The organism is Collinsella aerofaciens (assembly GCF_040910245.1).
GTDB lineage: Bacteria > Actinomycetota > Coriobacteriia > Coriobacteriales > Coriobacteriaceae > Collinsella.
The window spans coordinates 12,893-29,878 of sequence record NZ_JBDGAY010000014.1; the positions used below are offsets into that span (position 1 = coordinate 12,893).

Sequence of the window (16,986 nt, forward strand, 5' to 3'; positions counted from 1 at the left end):
CCCAAAAAGACTGGTCTTAGGCGTGGTCGCGCCAGCTGAGGACGCGCTGCTTCATACCCTCGATGTCGAGTACGCCTTCGGCGAAGCCCTTGCGTACGAGCTCTTCGGGAACGTACTCGTCGTAGCGATCGAAATAAGGCACCTCGCCGGGATAGACGAGCTCGATGGGGTCGAAGTCCTTCTCGGCCTCGGCGGCGAGCACCTCAAAGAACGTCTCCTCGTCGGCCTTCATCTTAAACTGCATAAAGTACGGGCGTGATGGGTCGAGTCCGCGAAGGCCAAGCTCCGCGGCGCATTTAATCTTGAGCATACGTTCGAGCGCCAGAAAGGCGTAGCTGCCCAACCAAGGGAAGAGCACCCAGGTATCGCCGCCCAGGTTGATGAGCGGTTTAGTTCCCGCACCCGAAAGCATGGCCGTATGGCGAGCCTGCGCCAGACGGGCCCGCGCGTTACCCATAAGATACGGATATGCCGCATGCTCGTTGAGCGCTTGGCGCATACGCTCGAGCACATGCGTGTTGATGTCGCCGGGGCAGTCGCCAAAGTAGGCCGGCACCCGGCCCTTGACCTGCGTGGCAAAGACAGTGTGGCGCTTCCAGTCCACTTCCTCGACAATCCAGCAGTGTCCGGCGATGGCGATGCGCTCACCGGGCGGGGGCGGATTAACGATCGTGCCCAGCTCAGCCGATTCGCTCCGGACGGTAAACTCCTCGTTTTCCTGGAACACTGCGTAGAACTTAAAGTTGTTGATGATGCGCTCACCCGCGAGGCCCACGATGAGCCCACCGCCCTCGGTGACCTGGATGTGGTCGATCTTGATGAGGTGGCGCAGCAGTATGCGATAGTCATCGGCCGAGATGCGATGGAAATAGCTGAGTGTGAGCACGCGCTGGGCAAGCTCTGCCGGCGTGAGTTCGCCGGTGCTGGCAAGCGTCGACATAGTCTGGTGGTAGAGCAGGCTGTAGGGGAGTCGATCGAGCTCGGGCGGCTCGACCCACTTTTCCTCGCGATAGAGTTGTACGAGCGCGATGCCCTGCAGGAGCTTCCACGGAATGGTCTCGGGCATCATCGTGCGCGGCTCGGGCTCTTCCTCGCGCATGACAAACCACATCTCGGGCGGAAGTTCACGGCGGCCTGTGCGCCCCATGCGCTGCAAAAAGGAGCTGACGGTAAACGGTGCATCGATCTGGAACGCGCGCTCCAGACGACCGATATCAATGCCGAGCTCCAGCGTGGAGGTGGTGACGGTTGTCTGCGCCTGCTCCTCGTCGCGCATGAGCTCCTCGGCGGTCTCGCGTAGCGATGCCGAGAGGTTGCCATGATGGATAAGGAAGCGGTCGGGCTCGTGCCGGCTCTCGCAGTAGCTGCGCAGCATGGAGCATACGGCCTCTGCCTCCTCGCGCGAGTTGGCAAAGACCAGGCACTTGCGGCCGCGCGTGTGCTCAAAGATGTAGCCCATGCCGGGGTCGGCGTTGTCGGGTGCGGTGTCGGTGGGGTTGAGCAGTGCCTGTTCGGTTGCCTGCGGGATGTCGACTTCACCCTCGGGGGCTGAGGATGTGCGACGGTCTTTGGAAGCGGCCTTGCCCCGTGCCTGCTCGCGACGTTGGCGGCGCTCCTCCTGTGTGAGCTGTCCGCTGTGGCGCATGTCTTGGGCGCCGGCGGGCAGCGCCGCAGATGCCGCCGCCTCGATGCGCTCGCACGCGAGTACTTCGGCCTCTTGAGGACCCGAGCTCTCGAATCCTCGCTGCTGCGCCTGGGGGCCCGAGTTGTAGAAGTGCTCCATGGAGATGCGCCACACGCGGCGCGGTTCTTCAAAGCGGGGGATAACGCAGTCGCGCCCCGTTCCCTGTGAGAGAAAAGCACCCGTGCGCTCGGGGTCGCCGATGGTGGCCGAAAGGCCAATGCGTCGAGGCTGCACGCCGGCCATGCGCGAGAGCCGCTCGATAAGGCAGAGCGTTTGCCCGCCGCGGTCGCCGCGCATGAGCGAGTGGACCTCATCGATGACCACGTAGCGCAGGTCGCAAAACATGCGCGGGATTGCCATGTGCTTATGGATTAGGAGCGCTTCGAGTGACTCGGGCGTAATCTGCAAGATGCCGCTCGGTTTTTTGATGAGCTTAGCCTTATGCGACTGCGAGACATCGCCATGCCAGTGCCAGACAGGGATATCGGCCTCTTCGCAGAGGTCGTTGAGGCGGACGAACTGATCATTGATGAGCGCTTTGAGGGGGCCGATGTAGAGGGCGCCCACGCTTGCGGGCGGGTTCTCCCAAAACTCGGTCAGGATGGGAAAGAAGGCTGCCTCGGTTTTGCCGGAAGCTGTGGATGCCGTTAGGAGCACATTGTCTTGTGTGTTAAAGATGGCATCTGCCGCCGCAACCTGGATGGAGCGCAGACTCTCCCAATCGTGGGAGTAAATGAAATCCTGGATAAACGGGGCATATCGGTCAAAGGCTTTCACGGGGCCTCCTCTCAAAAACGAATCTCTCAACGCGGCTGGCAACGGCTTGCTGCATTACTGCTTCAACGCTTGCCCAGATAAAACCTGCCAAAATAAACCTGTTCCTTTTTGGTAGGTTAGATGGTGAATTCGGCGAAGTTGCGGTCGTCGTCTGCGGTGCCGGTGTCGTCTGTTGCAGCTGCCGGCGCCAGCGCGTCGCCACCGACGCTTTGCAGCAGCTCGGCCACATTTGCATCGGGGTTCTGACACAGGATATCGAGCAGCTCGATAAAGTCGCGGATGACCTCGCGGGGCGTCAGATGCGTGTCGGCCCCCACGCGGCCAAACTCAATCTTGAGGAAGTCCACCAAGTCGTTCTCGGTAAGCGTGGGCGTCCAGCCAAAGTAGCCGGCATGGATCTGCATGAGCTTCTCGATGAGCACCAGCAGCTCCTCGTAGGTGAGCGGCTGCAGGCGGATGATGGGCGCGAGCATATCTTTGAGATCATCGCGCGCAAAACGGCCCTGGGCGAGACGGCTCCGAAGGGCCTCGTAGGAAAAGACGCCGCGGCGGCGGTCCTCGATAGAGGTCGGCGTGCCACCCATGATCACGCCCAGGTACTGCGCTTTGCCCTGGAGCGTGTCGTTGTACATGGTCAGGATCTTCTCGTAGTTATATTGGCGCGTGATCGCGTTGGGAATCTTGTACAGATTCACGAGCTCGTCGATGAGCACCAGCATGCCCTTGTAGCCGCTGCAGACCAAAAAACGTGCGATGAGCTTGACGTAGTCGTACCAGTCATCGTCGCTGATGATGGTCGAGGAGCCTAGCTCGGCGCGCGCCTCACTCTTGGTGCAGTATTCGCCGCGAATCCATTTGGTCACCCGGCTCATAGTCTCTTCATCGCCCTCGGATACGGCCGTGCGATAACGGCGGAGCATGCGGACAAAGTCAAAGCCGTGGACCATCTCTTCGAGTGGAGCGAGTTGGGCATTAACGGCAGACTCGTCGGCGTCGGCACACGAGGCGACCCAGCGATCCAGGATAAGGTTGAGCGCGCCGCCCTCGGGGCGCGTCTTGGTCGATATGTTGCGGATGAGCTCGCGATAGGTGGCGAGGCCCTGGCCCTGGCCGCCCTGTAGGCGGCGCTCAGGGGAAAGGTCGGCATCGGCGACCACAAAGCCCTCGCCCATGGCATGCGTTCGGATGGTCTGGAGCAAAAAGCTCTTGCCGGCGCCGTAGCGACCGACTAGGAAACGGAAGCTTGCGCCGCCATCGGCGATGAGGCTCAGGTCGGTGAGCAGAGCACGGATCTCGACCTCTCGTCCCACGGTGATGTAGGGAAGGCCGATGCGCGGGACAACACCGCCCTTGAGCGAGTTGAGAATGACGGCGGCGACGCGCTTGGGCACGCGGGGTGCTGCGGGTGCGGTATCACTCATGGTCTAGGTATCCTCTCACGTCTGCTTCGTAGTCCTCGATAATTTGCGGTCCTTCTGAGCCAAATTCAATAACGGTGTCGCCCACCAGGTCAAAGAGCGCTTCGTTGATGCTGTCGACGAGCATGTCCTCACTCTTGCCCGACTGTGCCACCGCCGATGCCGTCTGCGCTGCGTTTTGCTCGAGTAGTGCTCGAAGATAGGCGTCTGCGGCGGAATCGAGTGCGGACGCGGTGTCGGCGGGCGTGGGCGCTGGTGCGAGGAGCGGGGCTACGACGCCAAACTGCTCGGTGGAGATGGTCGGCTCGCTAGCCTCGTCCTGCTGCATGGTCGTCGCGACTGGTTCGGCGATCGTGTCGGCCACGGGCTCGGCTTCCCGTCGCTCGGCAACTGCCACCTCGGTATCCGCAAGCGTGCCGTCCTCGCGCTCCTCGTCGATCAAAAGCGCCTCGCGCGTTTGTGCGGCGGCGCTCCGAATGTGCCCCAGCTGGCTCAGGTCGATATCGATCTTGACGGGCTGATGCGCGGCATCCCATGAAAGCCATGCCGTGATCTCGTCATCGATAATCTTAGCCAGATATTTGGGAACCTTTTCTTCCTTAAGGGGATGGCCGGGATCCAGTGCCAAGCGCAGGCGCTGATCACAAGCGCGCATCATCTCACCGAGCTTGCTGCTTTTTTGTCTGCTGCCGTGGATGCGCATACATTCCCAAAAGCCATTTTGGCAGCGGTAGATGTGAATGGGGTCTAGGCGATATTCGCAGTCCTCGTGGCGCTCGGGCGCAAAGAACACGGCCGAGGCAAACATGGTGTAGGGCATGGCCGTCTCCTCCCCAAACAAGCTCGCTACGATGCCGGTCTTTCGGTGCGTGTCATAGTAGCGAGCCATGCGGACATACACGGCGCATGCCACGTGGCGCAGGTCGCGATGGTGGGAACGGTCGAGCCGTGAGTTATTCAGGTTGTACGTCGAGAGTGCGTCGATGGCAGCCATGAGCCGCTCCTCATGCGCCTCATCGGGCGGAAGGGGAAGCGTGGGCTCGGAGGTCTTGCGACGCGCGGGCGGCAGGTCCGACGGCGCCGGCGCGGGTACAAGGTCTCGCGCTGCGCGGCGCAGCTCGATGAGGGCGTTGTCGAATACGACGGTTTTAGAGTCGCGAAGCAGCTTGGGATCGAGTTCATGGAACACGGCGTAGTCCTGCAGCCACACGCGTGCGAACCGGTCGATGCCGGGTTCAAAGGCGCGATAGGCATCCCAAAATGCCTTGATCTTGTCATAGCCGTCACGCGGATTATCTACGCCAATGCCGCAAATCAGCTCATAGAGATACAGAAAGGCAAAGGACGTAGACGTTTCCTCGACGGTTCCGCGACGCACTTGGGCGCGCCAGGTAAAGTAACCGCGCAACTGTCGATCGCTCATGGCATTGTAGGTGGGAAAGTACGACTTAAAGGTGCCGTTGTAGGGGCAGTCGTCCTCAAAATCGGCCATCAGCAGGCCCTGGCGGTAGAAAAGCTCGGCTTCCGAAAGCCAGCGACCCGCGCCGCCTTTGGGGTCATCCTGCCAGCGCGATATCTCGCGCATCTTGCGGTACTGGTCGGGGAGGAAATTCTGCATCTGACGACCGGTCTTGAGAATCGGCTCGTCAGCATAGATTTCGTTTGAGAAGCGGGCGGACTGATGGGTCCGGGCCTCGGCCATAATGCGCTCGATAAGCATCTTGACGTCCTGGTCGGCCACCGCCCTCTCCTCTCCCTATATGGTGTCGGTGACCTCATATCATAGCACAGCATCAAACAGGTGTTCGAGATATCACTATGCAGATAGTTTAGAACAGGAGGGCGTAGATGACCGCCACGACGACGGAGGGGAGCATGTTGGCCGTGCGGAAGGTCTGAGGCCGAATAAGGTTAACGCCAACACAGAAGATGAGCATGGAGCCCACAAGCGAAAGGCTGTTGAGGGCTGCGGTGGTCATGATAGGGGAGAGTGCGCCGGCAAAAAGCGTAATCGTGCCCTGGAATACGGCAACGGGCAGGGCTGAGAAGATGCAGCCGCGGCCAAGCGAGGCCGTCATGGTGCAGACGATGATGCAGTCCAGCGCGCCCTTCAGGGCAAGCGTGGACCAGTCGCCGAGCAGACCGTCCTGAATCGATCCTACGATGGCCATGGCACCGATACACACGGTGAGCGATGTCGAGACAAAGGCGTTGGTGAACTCGTTGTCGCCTTCGCTGCCGGTTTTGCGCTTGAGCCATTCGCCGAGGTTCTCGATGGCGGCTTCCAGGTTGATGGCCTCGCCGATGAGCGAACCAAGGGCAAATGAGACGATAAGCATGGTGGTGCCGGTGGTCGCCAACGTCTCTCCATCGATAACGAGCATCTTTTGCATGGTGCCGCCCAGGCCGATAAACAGAACGCACAGCCCCGACGCCTTCATGAGCGTGTCTTGGATGCGGGGCGTAATGAAGCGCCCACCCATGAGGCCCAGCAGACCGCCCGCGATCAAAAGCGCGACGTTGATGATCGTTCCTAAACCCGGCATGAACCCTCCTGTAATTGATGCCAACGCGGCAATCGTAACAGAACGGGGAGGGGAGCGCTCAGTATCCGAGCCAAGCGGCGGTTAGCGGTCTAGGATAGGACGGGGCTAAAGTCGAAGCGCAGCGTCATGAGGTGCTGCGGGGATTCGATGGCTGCGGCAATGATGTCGGCATCTCGTGCACGATCGAACCCTTCAAGTTCCATTTGATAGGGGAAGTCTTCTTGGATACCGATGCGACGAGGAACCAAAAGCTTGGTTCCGTCGAATTCTTCGGTTCGCGTTCCGTCTGCTGCAACGGAATAAAGGTGCAACTTGGCGGTCGTTGTGGCATCAAGTGCCGAGATAGCTTGGATGTCGTTCGATGCGCTCCTTGCTCCCACTGCTGTAAGTGCCGTAGGCGCGACGACTTCACCCGAAGGCAAAAAGACGAGCTCGACGGTATTGGGGAACGCGATGAGGATATTTTTGCGGCGGGGCGCATTGGCAGCGACTGGCTCAATGCTTGCGGCATCGACGGTTTCCGCGTGGTCGAGCGCGACCATCATGCAACAGTTGCCTTCGTCGACATCTGGGGGAGCGGCAAATTCCAGGCCGTCTTTCGGTTGGGGATCGCCTAGTTCGGTGGCGGTGTCGCCTGGCTTCTCGAGAGGGGCTGCGGCGTTGTCTTCTGATGATGCCTCGTCTGCATCGTCAACATGCGTCGGTGCGTCTGCGACCTCGTCTTTGGGGGATTTGTCATTATCGCTCGATATGGGAGCAGCAATCCCGACGGACCCCACTCCGTGCCATGTCATTTGGAGCAGCGCCGGATCGGCGAGAATGCGATGCACGCCTTGCGCCTGGGTGTCGATGTTGATGGGGGCGGGTTCTGATCCGCGCGTGAGGTTAAGCGAGCCCTTCTGTCCATTGCTTTGAGCTTCTTGGTCATCCGCGTCGCCAGCGTAGAACAGCAAAGGCGCATCTCCCGTTGCGATGGCTTCGGTGTCCGCCTTGGTCAGTCGCAGCGATGCCGTAAAGGAGATGATGGGCTGCGCGCCATCGACATTCGAGGGAACGCAGCCCAGGCATACACCCCCTTCTTCTTCATAGGCCGCGCTGTCGAAGACGACCTTCGCCCCGTTCGCCGAGTCATCGACCGAGTCAATATCGATGCGCAGCTCTAGGTCGCATGGGTCGCCATCGGCGTCGACTGCAGCCGATTTCCATGTGCAGATGGCATAACCTGTCTGGGGGCCGTTCTCCTTGTCCGGTCGCTTGATATCCACGACTATCGAGTCGACCGTATTGCGGTGAAGGCATCCCGAGGTTCGGACCGTGGCGCGTGCGAGCGAAAAACGTTGGCAGGCGACGATACCCGACGAATTCGCCACGGGGTTCAGAGCTTGCGGTAAGGAGTTTGCCGTGGCGGGCGTCGCCCAAGCGGCGAGAGGCATACCGCTCGCCAGTGCGCTGCAGAGCGCGGCAACGGGCAAAAGGTTTTTGGGTGCCATGGTTCTCCTATCTAATTCGCGTACTCCGGTCGTGCTTGGCTATTGGTTGCGTTTGATGTGCAGGCCAAGGCACGTCAGTCCTGCTCCCACCGTGGCGGCGCCTGTCGCAATGAGTTGCCGGGTGTCGCTCGTCTGAGCGAGCGGCTCGTGACGGCCGCCGCGATTAAGGCCCGAAAGGTCGACGGTCACTTCTGTGGCCGCCTGCGCTTGCTCTTGTTGAGCAAAGGCCATGGTGGGTGCGGACGCCAAGATGCCGACGATGGCGGCCAGTGCGATCGCCTTAGGACGTGGCGTGCGCACCGGGCTCGACCGTCCAGGTGATGCTTGCCACTTGATCTCCCGTACCGCCGGCGTGGTAGATGTCACGCGTGACGCGGGCGACGTGGCCGCTCACATTGAGCTTGATTTTGTCCGTTCCATCGGCAATGCCCTTGTACTTCATGTCGAAGCTTACGTCTTTGGAAAGATCGAGGCCCGTAGTTTGAGTCGCCGAGCTGGCGTCCTTTTCTGCCTTATCGGGGCCAACCTTAAAATCGATGGAGTTCTGGGCCGAGCCCGTTTTTGCGTCTGCAACGATTGTCCAGTCGTTCTTGGCCGTGACCTTCATGTTAGTGACGTGGATGCCATATGCCGAGAGGTTGTCGATGGTAATCGTCTTGTCGGAGGGTCCTACAAGCGTTCCGTCGGCTTGGGCGGCAAAGGGGATGACCGTCGGCGCCTTAAACGAAACATTGCTAATGTCGGCCTTCACTGTCACATCGGTGGTTCCAACGCGCACCTCTGCCATGGCCGCCGTTGGCGCGGCGCCCATCGCAAGTGCGAGCGTAAGCCCTGCGCCCACGGCGAGTGCCCTGGCTCCGCTCAGGTTCATGGGTGTGTTCATAATCGATCCTTTCTGCTCGTCACGGACTGTTTCCGTGATGGTTGGACGAATGGGGGCAGGGTGCTGCCCCTGCGAGCGCGTCGGCCACTAGCTTTCTGCCTGGGCCACCCGCACTTTGACGCGCGTCGGATTGCCGTGGGTGTCGTAGGTCTTGGCATCGAGTGCCTGAATCTCGATATATGCCTCGCCTTCTTGGATATCGCCGGCGGGGCAGGTCTCAACCGTCTTGCCGGCTTCGACCACACCAGACTCATAGATGGTCTCGTCGTTTTGGATCACGCGGAAGCGCTGGGGAAACTTGTTGTCTTGGACGTTTTGCACGTTGACGCGCAACTTGCCGCCTTTCTGCAACTGTGCGACCGGCGCGACCGAGATCGTCATCATGTTGTCGCGGACGATGGCGTCGAGCTCATTCTGGATTTCTTGGCGCGATTTACCCTCTGCCGTCGTGACCGAGGCGCCCGCTTCGGGCACGGGCTGCGACTGCCAGGCGTATAGCCCTACGGCGATGAGGGCGCAGACGATAGCCAGGCAGACAACGACGAGTTTCTTGCGACACCCCAGTCCTGCAAGGCGGGACGGCTTCTTCGCACTCATGCGGCGTCCTTGGTGGTGTAGACGCGTGCGAATGTGGACGGGTCCGCTCCAAAGAGCATGTGGAGCATCAGGCGGCGCGAGTAGATGAGCTCGTCGAAGTCGTGAGGAAGCTCGATGTTGTGGATACGCGCGATGTGGTGGGCGAGCGCCGAGAACGACTCGGGGTCGCAGATAACATCGGTGGTGACGTGGTAGACCGCCGTATCGGGGAACGCCTCTTCGTCGAAAGGCAGGAGATAGGGATCGTCGTCGACCTCGATGGCGACGCCGTACTGGGGCCAGTAATATGCCATGGGAACCTCCCTGCTTCTGGGGCCAAAACTTCCATTGGTTTTGGCTGTCGATGCCGACCGTATCAGTCACTACTTGACCAATTTCTGACCAAATGCTTGACGGATTGACATCTCCGCAGGTAAAAGATGGTAAAAATTACTTCAACTTTTTTCGAGCGACAATTGCGTGGTCGCTGGCGGTAAAGCGACATGTGTCAAAAGCATCGTCTGCCGAGGAAACCTTGCCGCTCGCCGAATTGCACGAACGTAAAAATCGCCAATTATGGAGACGGTCTCGAACACGTCGACGAAACGATGCGGTAACATCTCCCTGCAAACACTGTAGTTAGCTAAAGGGGGAGTTCGCGTGTCGGCAACCATCAAACCCTTCACCGACGAGTTCGAAGAGTATGGCCGCGATGAGTCTCGCACATCGGGCGAGGCCTCGAGCATCTCGTTTCCGACAACGGAGGACGAGGTACGCGCCATTTTGAAAAAGCTCCATGCCGAGCGTGTCCCGGTGACGGTTCAGGGCGCCCGGACCGGTCTTGCCGCCGGCGCCGTGCCCCATGGCGGTCACATTCTCAATACTTCCCGCATGAATCGCTACCTAGGCATTCGCCGCGATGAGAAGGGCCGCTTTCTTTTGCGTGTGGCGCCCGGCGTCGTGCTGTCTGAGCTGCGCAAGCAACTGGGCAAGAAAGTTCTGCCGACTGCCGGCTGGGACCAGGCATCGCTTGAGGTCTACGAGGAATTCCAGGAAGCTTCCGAGCAATTCTTTCCTACCGATCCCACCGAGGCATCTGCCTGCCTGGGCGGTATGGCGGCATGCAACGCTTCCGGTGCCCGTAGCTACGCTTACGGCCCCATGCGCCCTCACGTCACGGGCCTTCATGTCGCGCTGACCGATGGCGACCTGCTCGAGCTTCACCGTGGCGAGGTTTTTGCACAGGGTCGTCGCCTTTCGCTCGTCACGGTGCAGGGCCGCACGCTCGAGCTCGACCTTCCCGACTACACTATGCCCAAGACCAAAAATGCTTCGGGCTATTTCGTTGCTGACGATATGGATGCCATCGATCTGTTTATCGGTGCGTGTGGCACGCTCGGCGTCATCACCGAGCTCGAGATTGCCCTACAGGCGGCGCCTGCGGTCGTTTGGGGCGTGAGCTGCTTCTTTGACAACGAAGACAAGGCCGTGTCCTTCACCGATTCCGTGCGTCCCGTCCTGTCCCACGCGGCTGCCATCGAATATTTCGATGCGGGCGCCCTGGATATCCTGCGTCGTCAGCGTGAGCAGTCGACTGCGTTCGCCTCGCTGCCGGCGCTCGACAAAGACGCCAAGGTCTGTGTCTACGTGGAGCTCGACTGCGACGACGAAGCCCAGGCGACTGAGGAGCTGTATCACTTGGGGTGGGTGCTAGAGCTTGCGGGCGGCAGCGACGATGCGACATGGGTCGCGCGCACCGAGGTCGATCGCGAGTGCCAGCGATTCTTCCGCCATGCGGTGCCCGAGAGCGTCAACATGCTCATCGATGAGCGTCGCCGCACGGATCCCACCATCACCAAACTGGGTTCGGACATGTCGGTGCCCAACGCGCGCTTGGCCGATGTCATCGACCTTTATCGCAGCACGTTGGCCGAAAGTGGGCTTGAATCTGCCGCCTGGGGGCACATCGGTAACAACCATCTGCATGTGAATATTCTGCCGCGCGATGCGCAGGATCACCGCCGCGGCGGAGAACTCTTTGCCCAGTGGGCTTCCGAGGTCACGGCCATGGGCGGCGCCGTCTCCGCCGAACACGGTGTCGGCAAGATCAAGGCGGGCTTCTTGGAGACGATGTACGGTCACGAGGCCATGGTCGAGTCGGCGCGGCTCAAGCTCCAGCTCGATCCTGCCGGGCAGCTGGGTCGCGGTAACCTGTTTTCGGAGAAGCTCTTGGATGAGCTCGTCCAGAAAGGGGGCGCGTGAAGATGAGCGATTTCCATATGGTGGTGTGCGTCAAGGCGGTGCCGGGAAGCACCGAGGTCAAGATGGACCCCAAGACCAATACGATTGTTCGCGATGGCAAGCAGGCGGTCATTAACCCGTTCGATGCGAGCGCTTTGGAATGCGCGCTGGCGCTGAAGGACGACTTTATCGGCTTTGGCATGGATGTGCGCGTAACGGTGGTGTCGATGGGCATCCCCGCGACCGAATCGCTATTGCGCGACTGCATCGCCCGAGGCGCCGATGACGCACTGCTGCTAACCGATCGCGCCTTTGCAGGTGCCGATACCCTGGCAACCACCTATGCCCTCAAGTGCGGCATCGAGGCACTCGACGAGGACTTCGACCTGCTCATCTGCGGCAAGATGGCGGTGGACGGCGATACGGCCCAGATTGGTCCCGAGCTTGCCGGTGCCTTTGAGATTCCCTGCGTGACCGACGTGAGCTGCGTGCAGAGCGCGGGCTTTACGACCTGTGGTTCACTGGCGCTTGTTCACGGCTGCGATGCCGGCGAGGAGACGGTCTATCTTGAGATGCCGTGCGCGATGACGACCGCCAAGGAGATTGGCCAACTGCGTATGCCGAGCATTGCCGGTATTCGTGCAGCCGAGGAGGCGGACGTGCGCGTGGTCAACGCTGCCGACGTGAACGCCGACCCCGCGCGCTGCGGCCTTGCCGGCTCGCCGACACAGGTCATGCGATCGTTTGTGCCCGACCGCGACCAAACGTGCGAGACCGTTGACGGAACGGCGTCCGAGCAGGCGGCAAAACTTGCCAAGATCATCGAGGGGATGGCATAGATGAGCGGACTGATTATCGATAGCGAAGCCTGTATCGGCTGCGGTCGCTGCGTTCGCGCCTGTGCCTCGGGCGGCATCGTAGTGGAAGGCGAGCGGCCCAACCGTTGCGCCCGCGTAACCGACGGCTGCATCCTATGCGGTGGGTGCGTCGATGCCTGCCCCGTCAACGCCATCTCGATCGAGCGTGACGAGGCCGCTGGCGCGGTGGACCTTGATGCATATCGAGATATCTGGGTATTCGTTCAGACCGACGAGCACGATACGGTGACTCCCGTTGCCTATGAGCTCATGGGCAAGGGCCGCGAGCTTGCCGATGCTCGTGGATGCCGTCTGGTGGCATTGGCCGGCATGAGCCCCGAGAGCTCGCTCAAGGACCTGGAGCATCTGGTTTGCGCCGGCGCGGACGATGTTCTGGTCTGTCGTGACGAGCGCCTGCGTCAGAACGACGTGGAGGTCTACGCGTGTCTCATCTGCGATTTGGTAGCCGAGCGTAAGCCCGAAGCCATTCTGTACGGTGCGACCGCCTTTGGCCGCGAGCTGGCGCCTGGCGTTGCCGTGCGCCTGCAGACGGGCCTTACGGCCGACTGCACCGTGCTTTCGATGGATACGGAGACGGGGCTGCTGCAACAGACGCGTCCGGCGTTTGGCGGCAACTTGATGGCCACCATTATCTGTCCCAATCATCGTCCCCAGATGGCAACGGTGCGTCCCGGCATCTTTAAAGCGTCCGACTTTGACTACGGCCGCTCCGGCACGATCACCCAGATATCACTTGCGGATGATGCTAAGGCTCGTGTCGAGATCTCGATTCCCGCCGAGGAGTGGGGGCAGCAGGCATCAATTGCCGATGCCGAGCGCCTGGTCGTGGTGGGTCGCGGCATTGGTTCTAAGAAAAACCTGCCGCTGATGCGAAGGCTCGCTGAGGCTCTGGGAGCCGAGCTTGGCTGCACGCGACCTGTCGTGGAGGCCGGCTGGTTGGAGTATCGCCATCAGATTGGCCAGACGGGCGTATCGGTTTCGCCCAAGCTTCTCGTGAGTATCGGTGTTTCGGGCGCCATCCAGCATCTTGCCGGCATCGGTGGGGCGGAGTGCATTATCGCCATCAACGAGGACCCGGATGCCCCCATCTTTGGTGCTGCCCAGTACAAGGTTGTCGGTGATGCCGTCGAGGTCGTCGAGGAGCTGCTGGCCCAGCTTGAGCGCTAGGCGCGCGCCAGCCAGTCGCGTATCTCGTTCTTTAGGCGCTCCCAGGTCGCTTGCGTGGCGGGATCGGTAAAGGGGTGCGTAATGCCAAAGGGTGCGTCGAGCAGGCGGTAGATATCGCCCTGCTCGCGCGCTAGCGCGCGGCTCGCTGGATAGACGAGCTCAAACATAAAGCAGATGAGTCCCACCAGGTAGTCTGCGGGCTCGTTGCGTTCATCGCGTGCGACGCAGCGGCGCTCGTCAAAGGCGGCGAGAGCCGGTGTCGAGAACCGGCTGGCGAGAAATGCGTCCTCATCAACCTTGAGGATAGTGTCGACGGTGCTGTCGGCGATGGTGCGCATAATGTCGATCTTGTCGCCATCGCGCACGATATCGCAGAAGCGCCGTGTACGCTCGTCGAGTTGTGCCGGCAGGCGAAAGTCGCTGTGATAGGCGATGCTCGCGCGGATGAGCTCATCTTCTGCCGGATCATCGATAAAGTCGCGGATGCTCGTTACGGCGGGCGCATCGGCGGGGTTCTCGCCAAAGAGGACCCCGACGCCCAACGCTGCGTGGCTCATACTCTCGGCGTCCTTAAAGGTGTCCCAGCGCCGCAACTGTTCAAAGCGTCCCATATCGTGTAACAGGCCGCAAAGCCAGGCCAGGTCAATATCCTCTGTCGACCAGCTCTGCTCGCGCGCCACGGCATCGCATGCCTCGGCAACGTGGTACGTATGCTCGATTTTGAGCGCGATACGTGGATTGGCGGCATCGTAAGCATCGGTATAGCGTTTGAAGGCCGCGGTCGCCCGGCCCCGATCGATAGCTGTCATAATGACTTCCTAAAAAGCTGTGTCTTTCGATCCGGTGGCAATTGTAGGTGAACTCGGTTGCCACCGGGCGATGATTCTGCCGCGTCGTTGAATGCGGCTCGGAAATCTTGTCGGGACGAGGAACGCTATGGTGCTCAAAATCGTTAAAACCGTCTGGCCGGTGATGCTTACCTATGTTGCGATAGGCGCGCCGTGCGGAATGATTATGGCGCAGACGGGGATGGAGCCCTGGATGGTTTTTGCTCTGAGCAGCACGTTCGTGACGGGCAGCGGCCAGTTTATGGTCTGCAACCTGTGGCTGGCAGGTGTGCCTGCGGCATCGATTGTCGCAAGTGTGGCCGCAATCTCCTCGCGCTTTGCACTTTATTCGGCATCAATCGCGCCCCATCTGAGGGGTGCCTCGAAGCGTCAGACGCTGGCTGTTGCCGCGACGCTTACCGAGGAGGCATATGGCATCTCGCTTGCCAAGTTGGTTGAAGGGGAGGATTGGGGCCCGCGCGAGTCCTTTGCGCTCAACGCGATCCTCATCGCGACATGGGGCGTTTCGTGCACGATGGGCGCCGTTGTAGGCGCCGTTGTCGATGTCCCCACCGCTATTGCTGGCTTTGTCTGCACCTCGCTCTTTATCTGCCTGCTCTTTTCGCAGCGACTGTCGCGCGGCAATGTCGTGGCTGCCGTTATGGCTGCGGTGTCTGTCGCCATATGCAAGTTCTTGGGGTGGACGAATATCGCCGTGCCGGCAAGCGTGCTCGTCGGTGTTGCCGCGGCGCTTGCGTGCGATGCTTTCGCCGAAGGAAGGGGCGCTCGCGATGCCCGTTAATGAGTTTTTGGTCCTGTGGCTGTCGTCATGGGCGGCTATCGCGTTTTTCCGCATTGCCCCGGCGTTTGCCTTGCGCGGGAGAACGCTGTCGCCCCGCGTTACCGAGGCCTTGGGTTATATTCCGCCCGCCGCCTTTGCGGCGCTGGTCGCTAACGATTTGATAAGCCCTGGCGCTTTCGACGCCGGCTTGTGGCAGGGCTTGATTCCCTGGATTGCGGCTGCCGGTGTCGTGGCGGTGGCAATCAAGACAAAGTCGATGTTGTGGTGCTGCGTCTCGGGCATCGTGTTCTATATCGTTTTGAGCCTTGTATAAAAGCAAGGGCGCGTTTAGCGTCCCGGCCCAACGAATCGAATTTCTCACCGAGCCGGTCTGCTTCTTCTGGTACCATGGTCAAACTTTACTGTAGCAAAGCGTGACGTGGGCTTTTGTTCTGCGTCAGCGGAAATGGGGGTTTCATGGCACAGGAAGCGACCGCCAACGAGCAAAAGAAATTCAAGGTACCGCGTATCCCGGGCGACATCATGATCTATCCCATGATTGTTGGCCTTTTGCTCAACACTTTCTGTCCGCAGGTCTTTGAGATCGGCGGCTTCTTTACGGCTGCCTGCCGTGGCGGCTCCAATACCATCGTCGCTGCGATCCTGCTCTTCGTGGGTGCCGGCATCAGCTTTAAGTCCACGCCGGGCGCTATCAAGACCGGCATCGTCGTACTGATCCCCAAGCTTGTTGTTGCGGCCGCCCTTGGCTTGGGTGTGGCATATTTCTTTAACGACAACTTCCTGGGCCTGAGCTCCGTGTCTGTCATCGGCGGCATTACGTTTTGCAACATGGCGCTCTATACGGGCATCATGGGCGAGTTTGGCGACGAGTCCGAGCAGGGCGCCGTCGGTATCCTGTTCTTTACGGCCGGCCCCGCCGTCACCATGATCATCCTCGGTGTCTCGGGTCTCGCCAACATCCCCGTCGGCACCATCATCGGATCCATCCTGCCGCTTGTTATCGGCATGGTTCTGGGCAACCTCTTCCCGTTCATCAAGAACCTGCTGGTCCCCGGCGCCAATCCCGCGATCGCTGTCATCGGTTTTCAGCTCGGTGCATCCATGAGCCTTTCGAGCTTTATCGCCGGCGGTATTTCGGGCATCCTGCTGGGCCTCATCACGCTCTTTATCGTCGGTCCCATCACCTTTGCGTTCGAGCGCCTGTGCGGTGGTAACGGTAAGGCGGCCGTTGCCTGCTCCACTATCGCCGGCACGGCCATGACCACGCCGGTCGCCCTCGCCGAGGTCGCACCGCGCTACGCCGAGCTTGCGCCCACCGCGTACGCTCAGATCGCCACCGCCGTTATCATCACGGCAATCATGGCTCCGATTCTGACCGGCTGGGTCGACAAGAAGTTTTGCCACGGCAAAGAGGACCTGTCGGTCGAAGGCGTCGAGGCTATTGAGGAGGCCGTCGCGACCGACATCGACGGCGAGTAATCGTCGACGCGAGTCAATCAAGCCGGCGTGTGCAATTCGCGCCGTTTGAGCGCCCGAACGAAAGCTGTCTTGCAGTGACGTTCGGGCGCTCTGCTATTATTCCCCTTACCCCTGCGGAGTAGGGGGTGTTTATTGTCCAGACACGAATCGGGCGATTCTGACCACTTGGATATTGAAGGGATGGCGTCTAGTGGTTAAGGCACTCAAAATTGAGATAT

At 60.4% G+C, this 16,986-nt stretch carries 16 protein-coding genes; 6 read left to right on the top strand and 10 right to left on the bottom strand.

Annotated features, from left to right (window positions below; genetic code table 11):
* Window positions 1-16: 16 nt before the first annotated feature.
* The 9 genes from AB5Z20_RS06140 to AB5Z20_RS06180 all read right to left on the bottom strand — a co-directional run bounded on the left by AB5Z20_RS06140 (window position 17) and on the right by AB5Z20_RS06180 (window position 9,688).
* Window positions 17-2,461 (bottom strand): DEAD/DEAH box helicase, encoded by a 2,445-nt coding sequence (locus tag AB5Z20_RS06140; protein ID WP_368156682.1) that lies wholly within the window; start codon window positions 2,459-2,461, stop codon window positions 17-19.
* Between the two features lie 116 nt (window positions 2,462-2,577).
* The gene (locus AB5Z20_RS06145) at window positions 2,578-3,882 is read right to left on the bottom strand and encodes an ATP-binding protein (protein WP_368156683.1); all 1,305 of its coding nucleotides are present in this window, start codon (window positions 3,880-3,882) and stop codon (window positions 2,578-2,580) included.
* Window positions 3,875-5,620 (bottom strand): TerB N-terminal domain-containing protein, encoded by a 1,746-nt coding sequence (locus AB5Z20_RS06150; protein WP_368156684.1) that lies wholly within the window; start codon window positions 5,618-5,620, stop codon window positions 3,875-3,877. Before AB5Z20_RS06150 ends, AB5Z20_RS06145 begins: the two co-directional genes overlap by 8 nt.
* An 88-nt stretch (window positions 5,621-5,708) precedes the next feature.
* Window positions 5,709-6,425 carry a DUF554 domain-containing protein gene (locus AB5Z20_RS06155; RefSeq protein ID WP_368156685.1) on the bottom strand — a complete coding sequence of 239 codons (717 nt, stop codon included), beginning with the start codon at window positions 6,423-6,425 and terminating at the stop codon, window positions 5,709-5,711.
* Window positions 6,426-6,514: 89 nt separating this feature from the next.
* A complete protein-coding gene (locus tag AB5Z20_RS06160; RefSeq protein WP_368156686.1) occupies window positions 6,515-7,915 on the bottom strand; it encodes a hypothetical protein in 1,401 nt (466 codons plus the stop codon).
* Window positions 7,916-7,954: 39 nt separating this feature from the next.
* Window positions 7,955-8,215 carry a hypothetical protein gene (locus tag AB5Z20_RS06165; protein WP_368156687.1) on the bottom strand — a complete coding sequence of 87 codons (261 nt, stop codon included), beginning with the start codon at window positions 8,213-8,215 and terminating at the stop codon, window positions 7,955-7,957.
* Entirely contained in the window at window positions 8,196-8,798 is a 603-nt protein-coding gene (locus AB5Z20_RS06170; RefSeq protein WP_368156688.1) for a hypothetical protein, read from the bottom strand. Before AB5Z20_RS06170 ends, AB5Z20_RS06165 begins: the two co-directional genes overlap by 20 nt.
* An 87-nt stretch (window positions 8,799-8,885) precedes the next feature.
* Window positions 8,886-9,395, bottom strand: coding sequence for a hypothetical protein (locus AB5Z20_RS06175; protein WP_368156689.1), 510 nt, complete (start codon window positions 9,393-9,395; stop codon window positions 8,886-8,888).
* Window positions 9,392-9,688 carry a hypothetical protein gene (locus tag AB5Z20_RS06180; protein ID WP_271748673.1) on the bottom strand — a complete coding sequence of 99 codons (297 nt, stop codon included), beginning with the start codon at window positions 9,686-9,688 and terminating at the stop codon, window positions 9,392-9,394. The genes AB5Z20_RS06175 and AB5Z20_RS06180 overlap by 4 nt, the downstream gene beginning before the upstream one ends.
* 346 nt (window positions 9,689-10,034) lie before the next feature.
* Here AB5Z20_RS06180 and AB5Z20_RS06185 point away from each other — a divergent pair, with 346 nt between their 5' ends.
* From AB5Z20_RS06185 to AB5Z20_RS06195, 3 genes are read left to right on the top strand one after another with little or no spacing between them, the layout of a single operon-like run.
* A complete protein-coding gene (locus AB5Z20_RS06185) occupies window positions 10,035-11,636 on the top strand; it encodes an FAD-binding oxidoreductase (RefSeq protein WP_343006575.1) in 1,602 nt (533 codons plus the stop codon).
* Window positions 11,637-11,638: 2 nt separating this feature from the next.
* The gene (locus AB5Z20_RS06190) at window positions 11,639-12,454 is read left to right on the top strand and encodes an electron transfer flavoprotein subunit beta/FixA family protein (RefSeq protein ID WP_343006574.1); all 816 of its coding nucleotides are present in this window, start codon (window positions 11,639-11,641) and stop codon (window positions 12,452-12,454) included.
* Window positions 12,455-13,660, top strand: coding sequence for an electron transfer flavoprotein subunit alpha (locus AB5Z20_RS06195; protein ID WP_343006573.1), 1,206 nt, complete (start codon window positions 12,455-12,457; stop codon window positions 13,658-13,660). It begins immediately after the preceding gene.
* Here the strand turns inward: AB5Z20_RS06195 and AB5Z20_RS06200 are convergent.
* The gene (locus AB5Z20_RS06200; protein ID WP_343006572.1) at window positions 13,657-14,469 is read right to left on the bottom strand and encodes an HD domain-containing protein; all 813 of its coding nucleotides are present in this window, start codon (window positions 14,467-14,469) and stop codon (window positions 13,657-13,659) included. The two genes, AB5Z20_RS06195 and AB5Z20_RS06200, sit on opposite strands and share 4 nt — an antisense overlap.
* 127 nt (window positions 14,470-14,596) lie before the next feature.
* Here AB5Z20_RS06200 and AB5Z20_RS06205 point away from each other — a divergent pair, with 127 nt between their 5' ends.
* From AB5Z20_RS06205 to AB5Z20_RS06215, 3 genes are all read left to right on the top strand, one after another.
* Window positions 14,597-15,289: an AzlC family ABC transporter permease gene (locus AB5Z20_RS06205; RefSeq protein WP_343006571.1), complete on the top strand. Its 693-nt coding sequence runs from the start codon at window positions 14,597-14,599 to the stop codon at window positions 15,287-15,289.
* Window positions 15,279-15,602 (top strand): AzlD domain-containing protein, encoded by a 324-nt coding sequence (locus AB5Z20_RS06210; RefSeq protein WP_117821266.1) that lies wholly within the window; start codon window positions 15,279-15,281, stop codon window positions 15,600-15,602. Before AB5Z20_RS06205 ends, AB5Z20_RS06210 begins: the two co-directional genes overlap by 11 nt.
* 143 nt (window positions 15,603-15,745) lie before the next feature.
* On the top strand, window positions 15,746-16,768 hold the full coding sequence (locus AB5Z20_RS06215) for a 2-keto-3-deoxygluconate permease (protein WP_343006570.1): 1,023 nt from the start codon (window positions 15,746-15,748) through the stop codon (window positions 16,766-16,768).
* The last annotated feature ends 218 nt before the right edge of the window (window positions 16,769-16,986 follow it).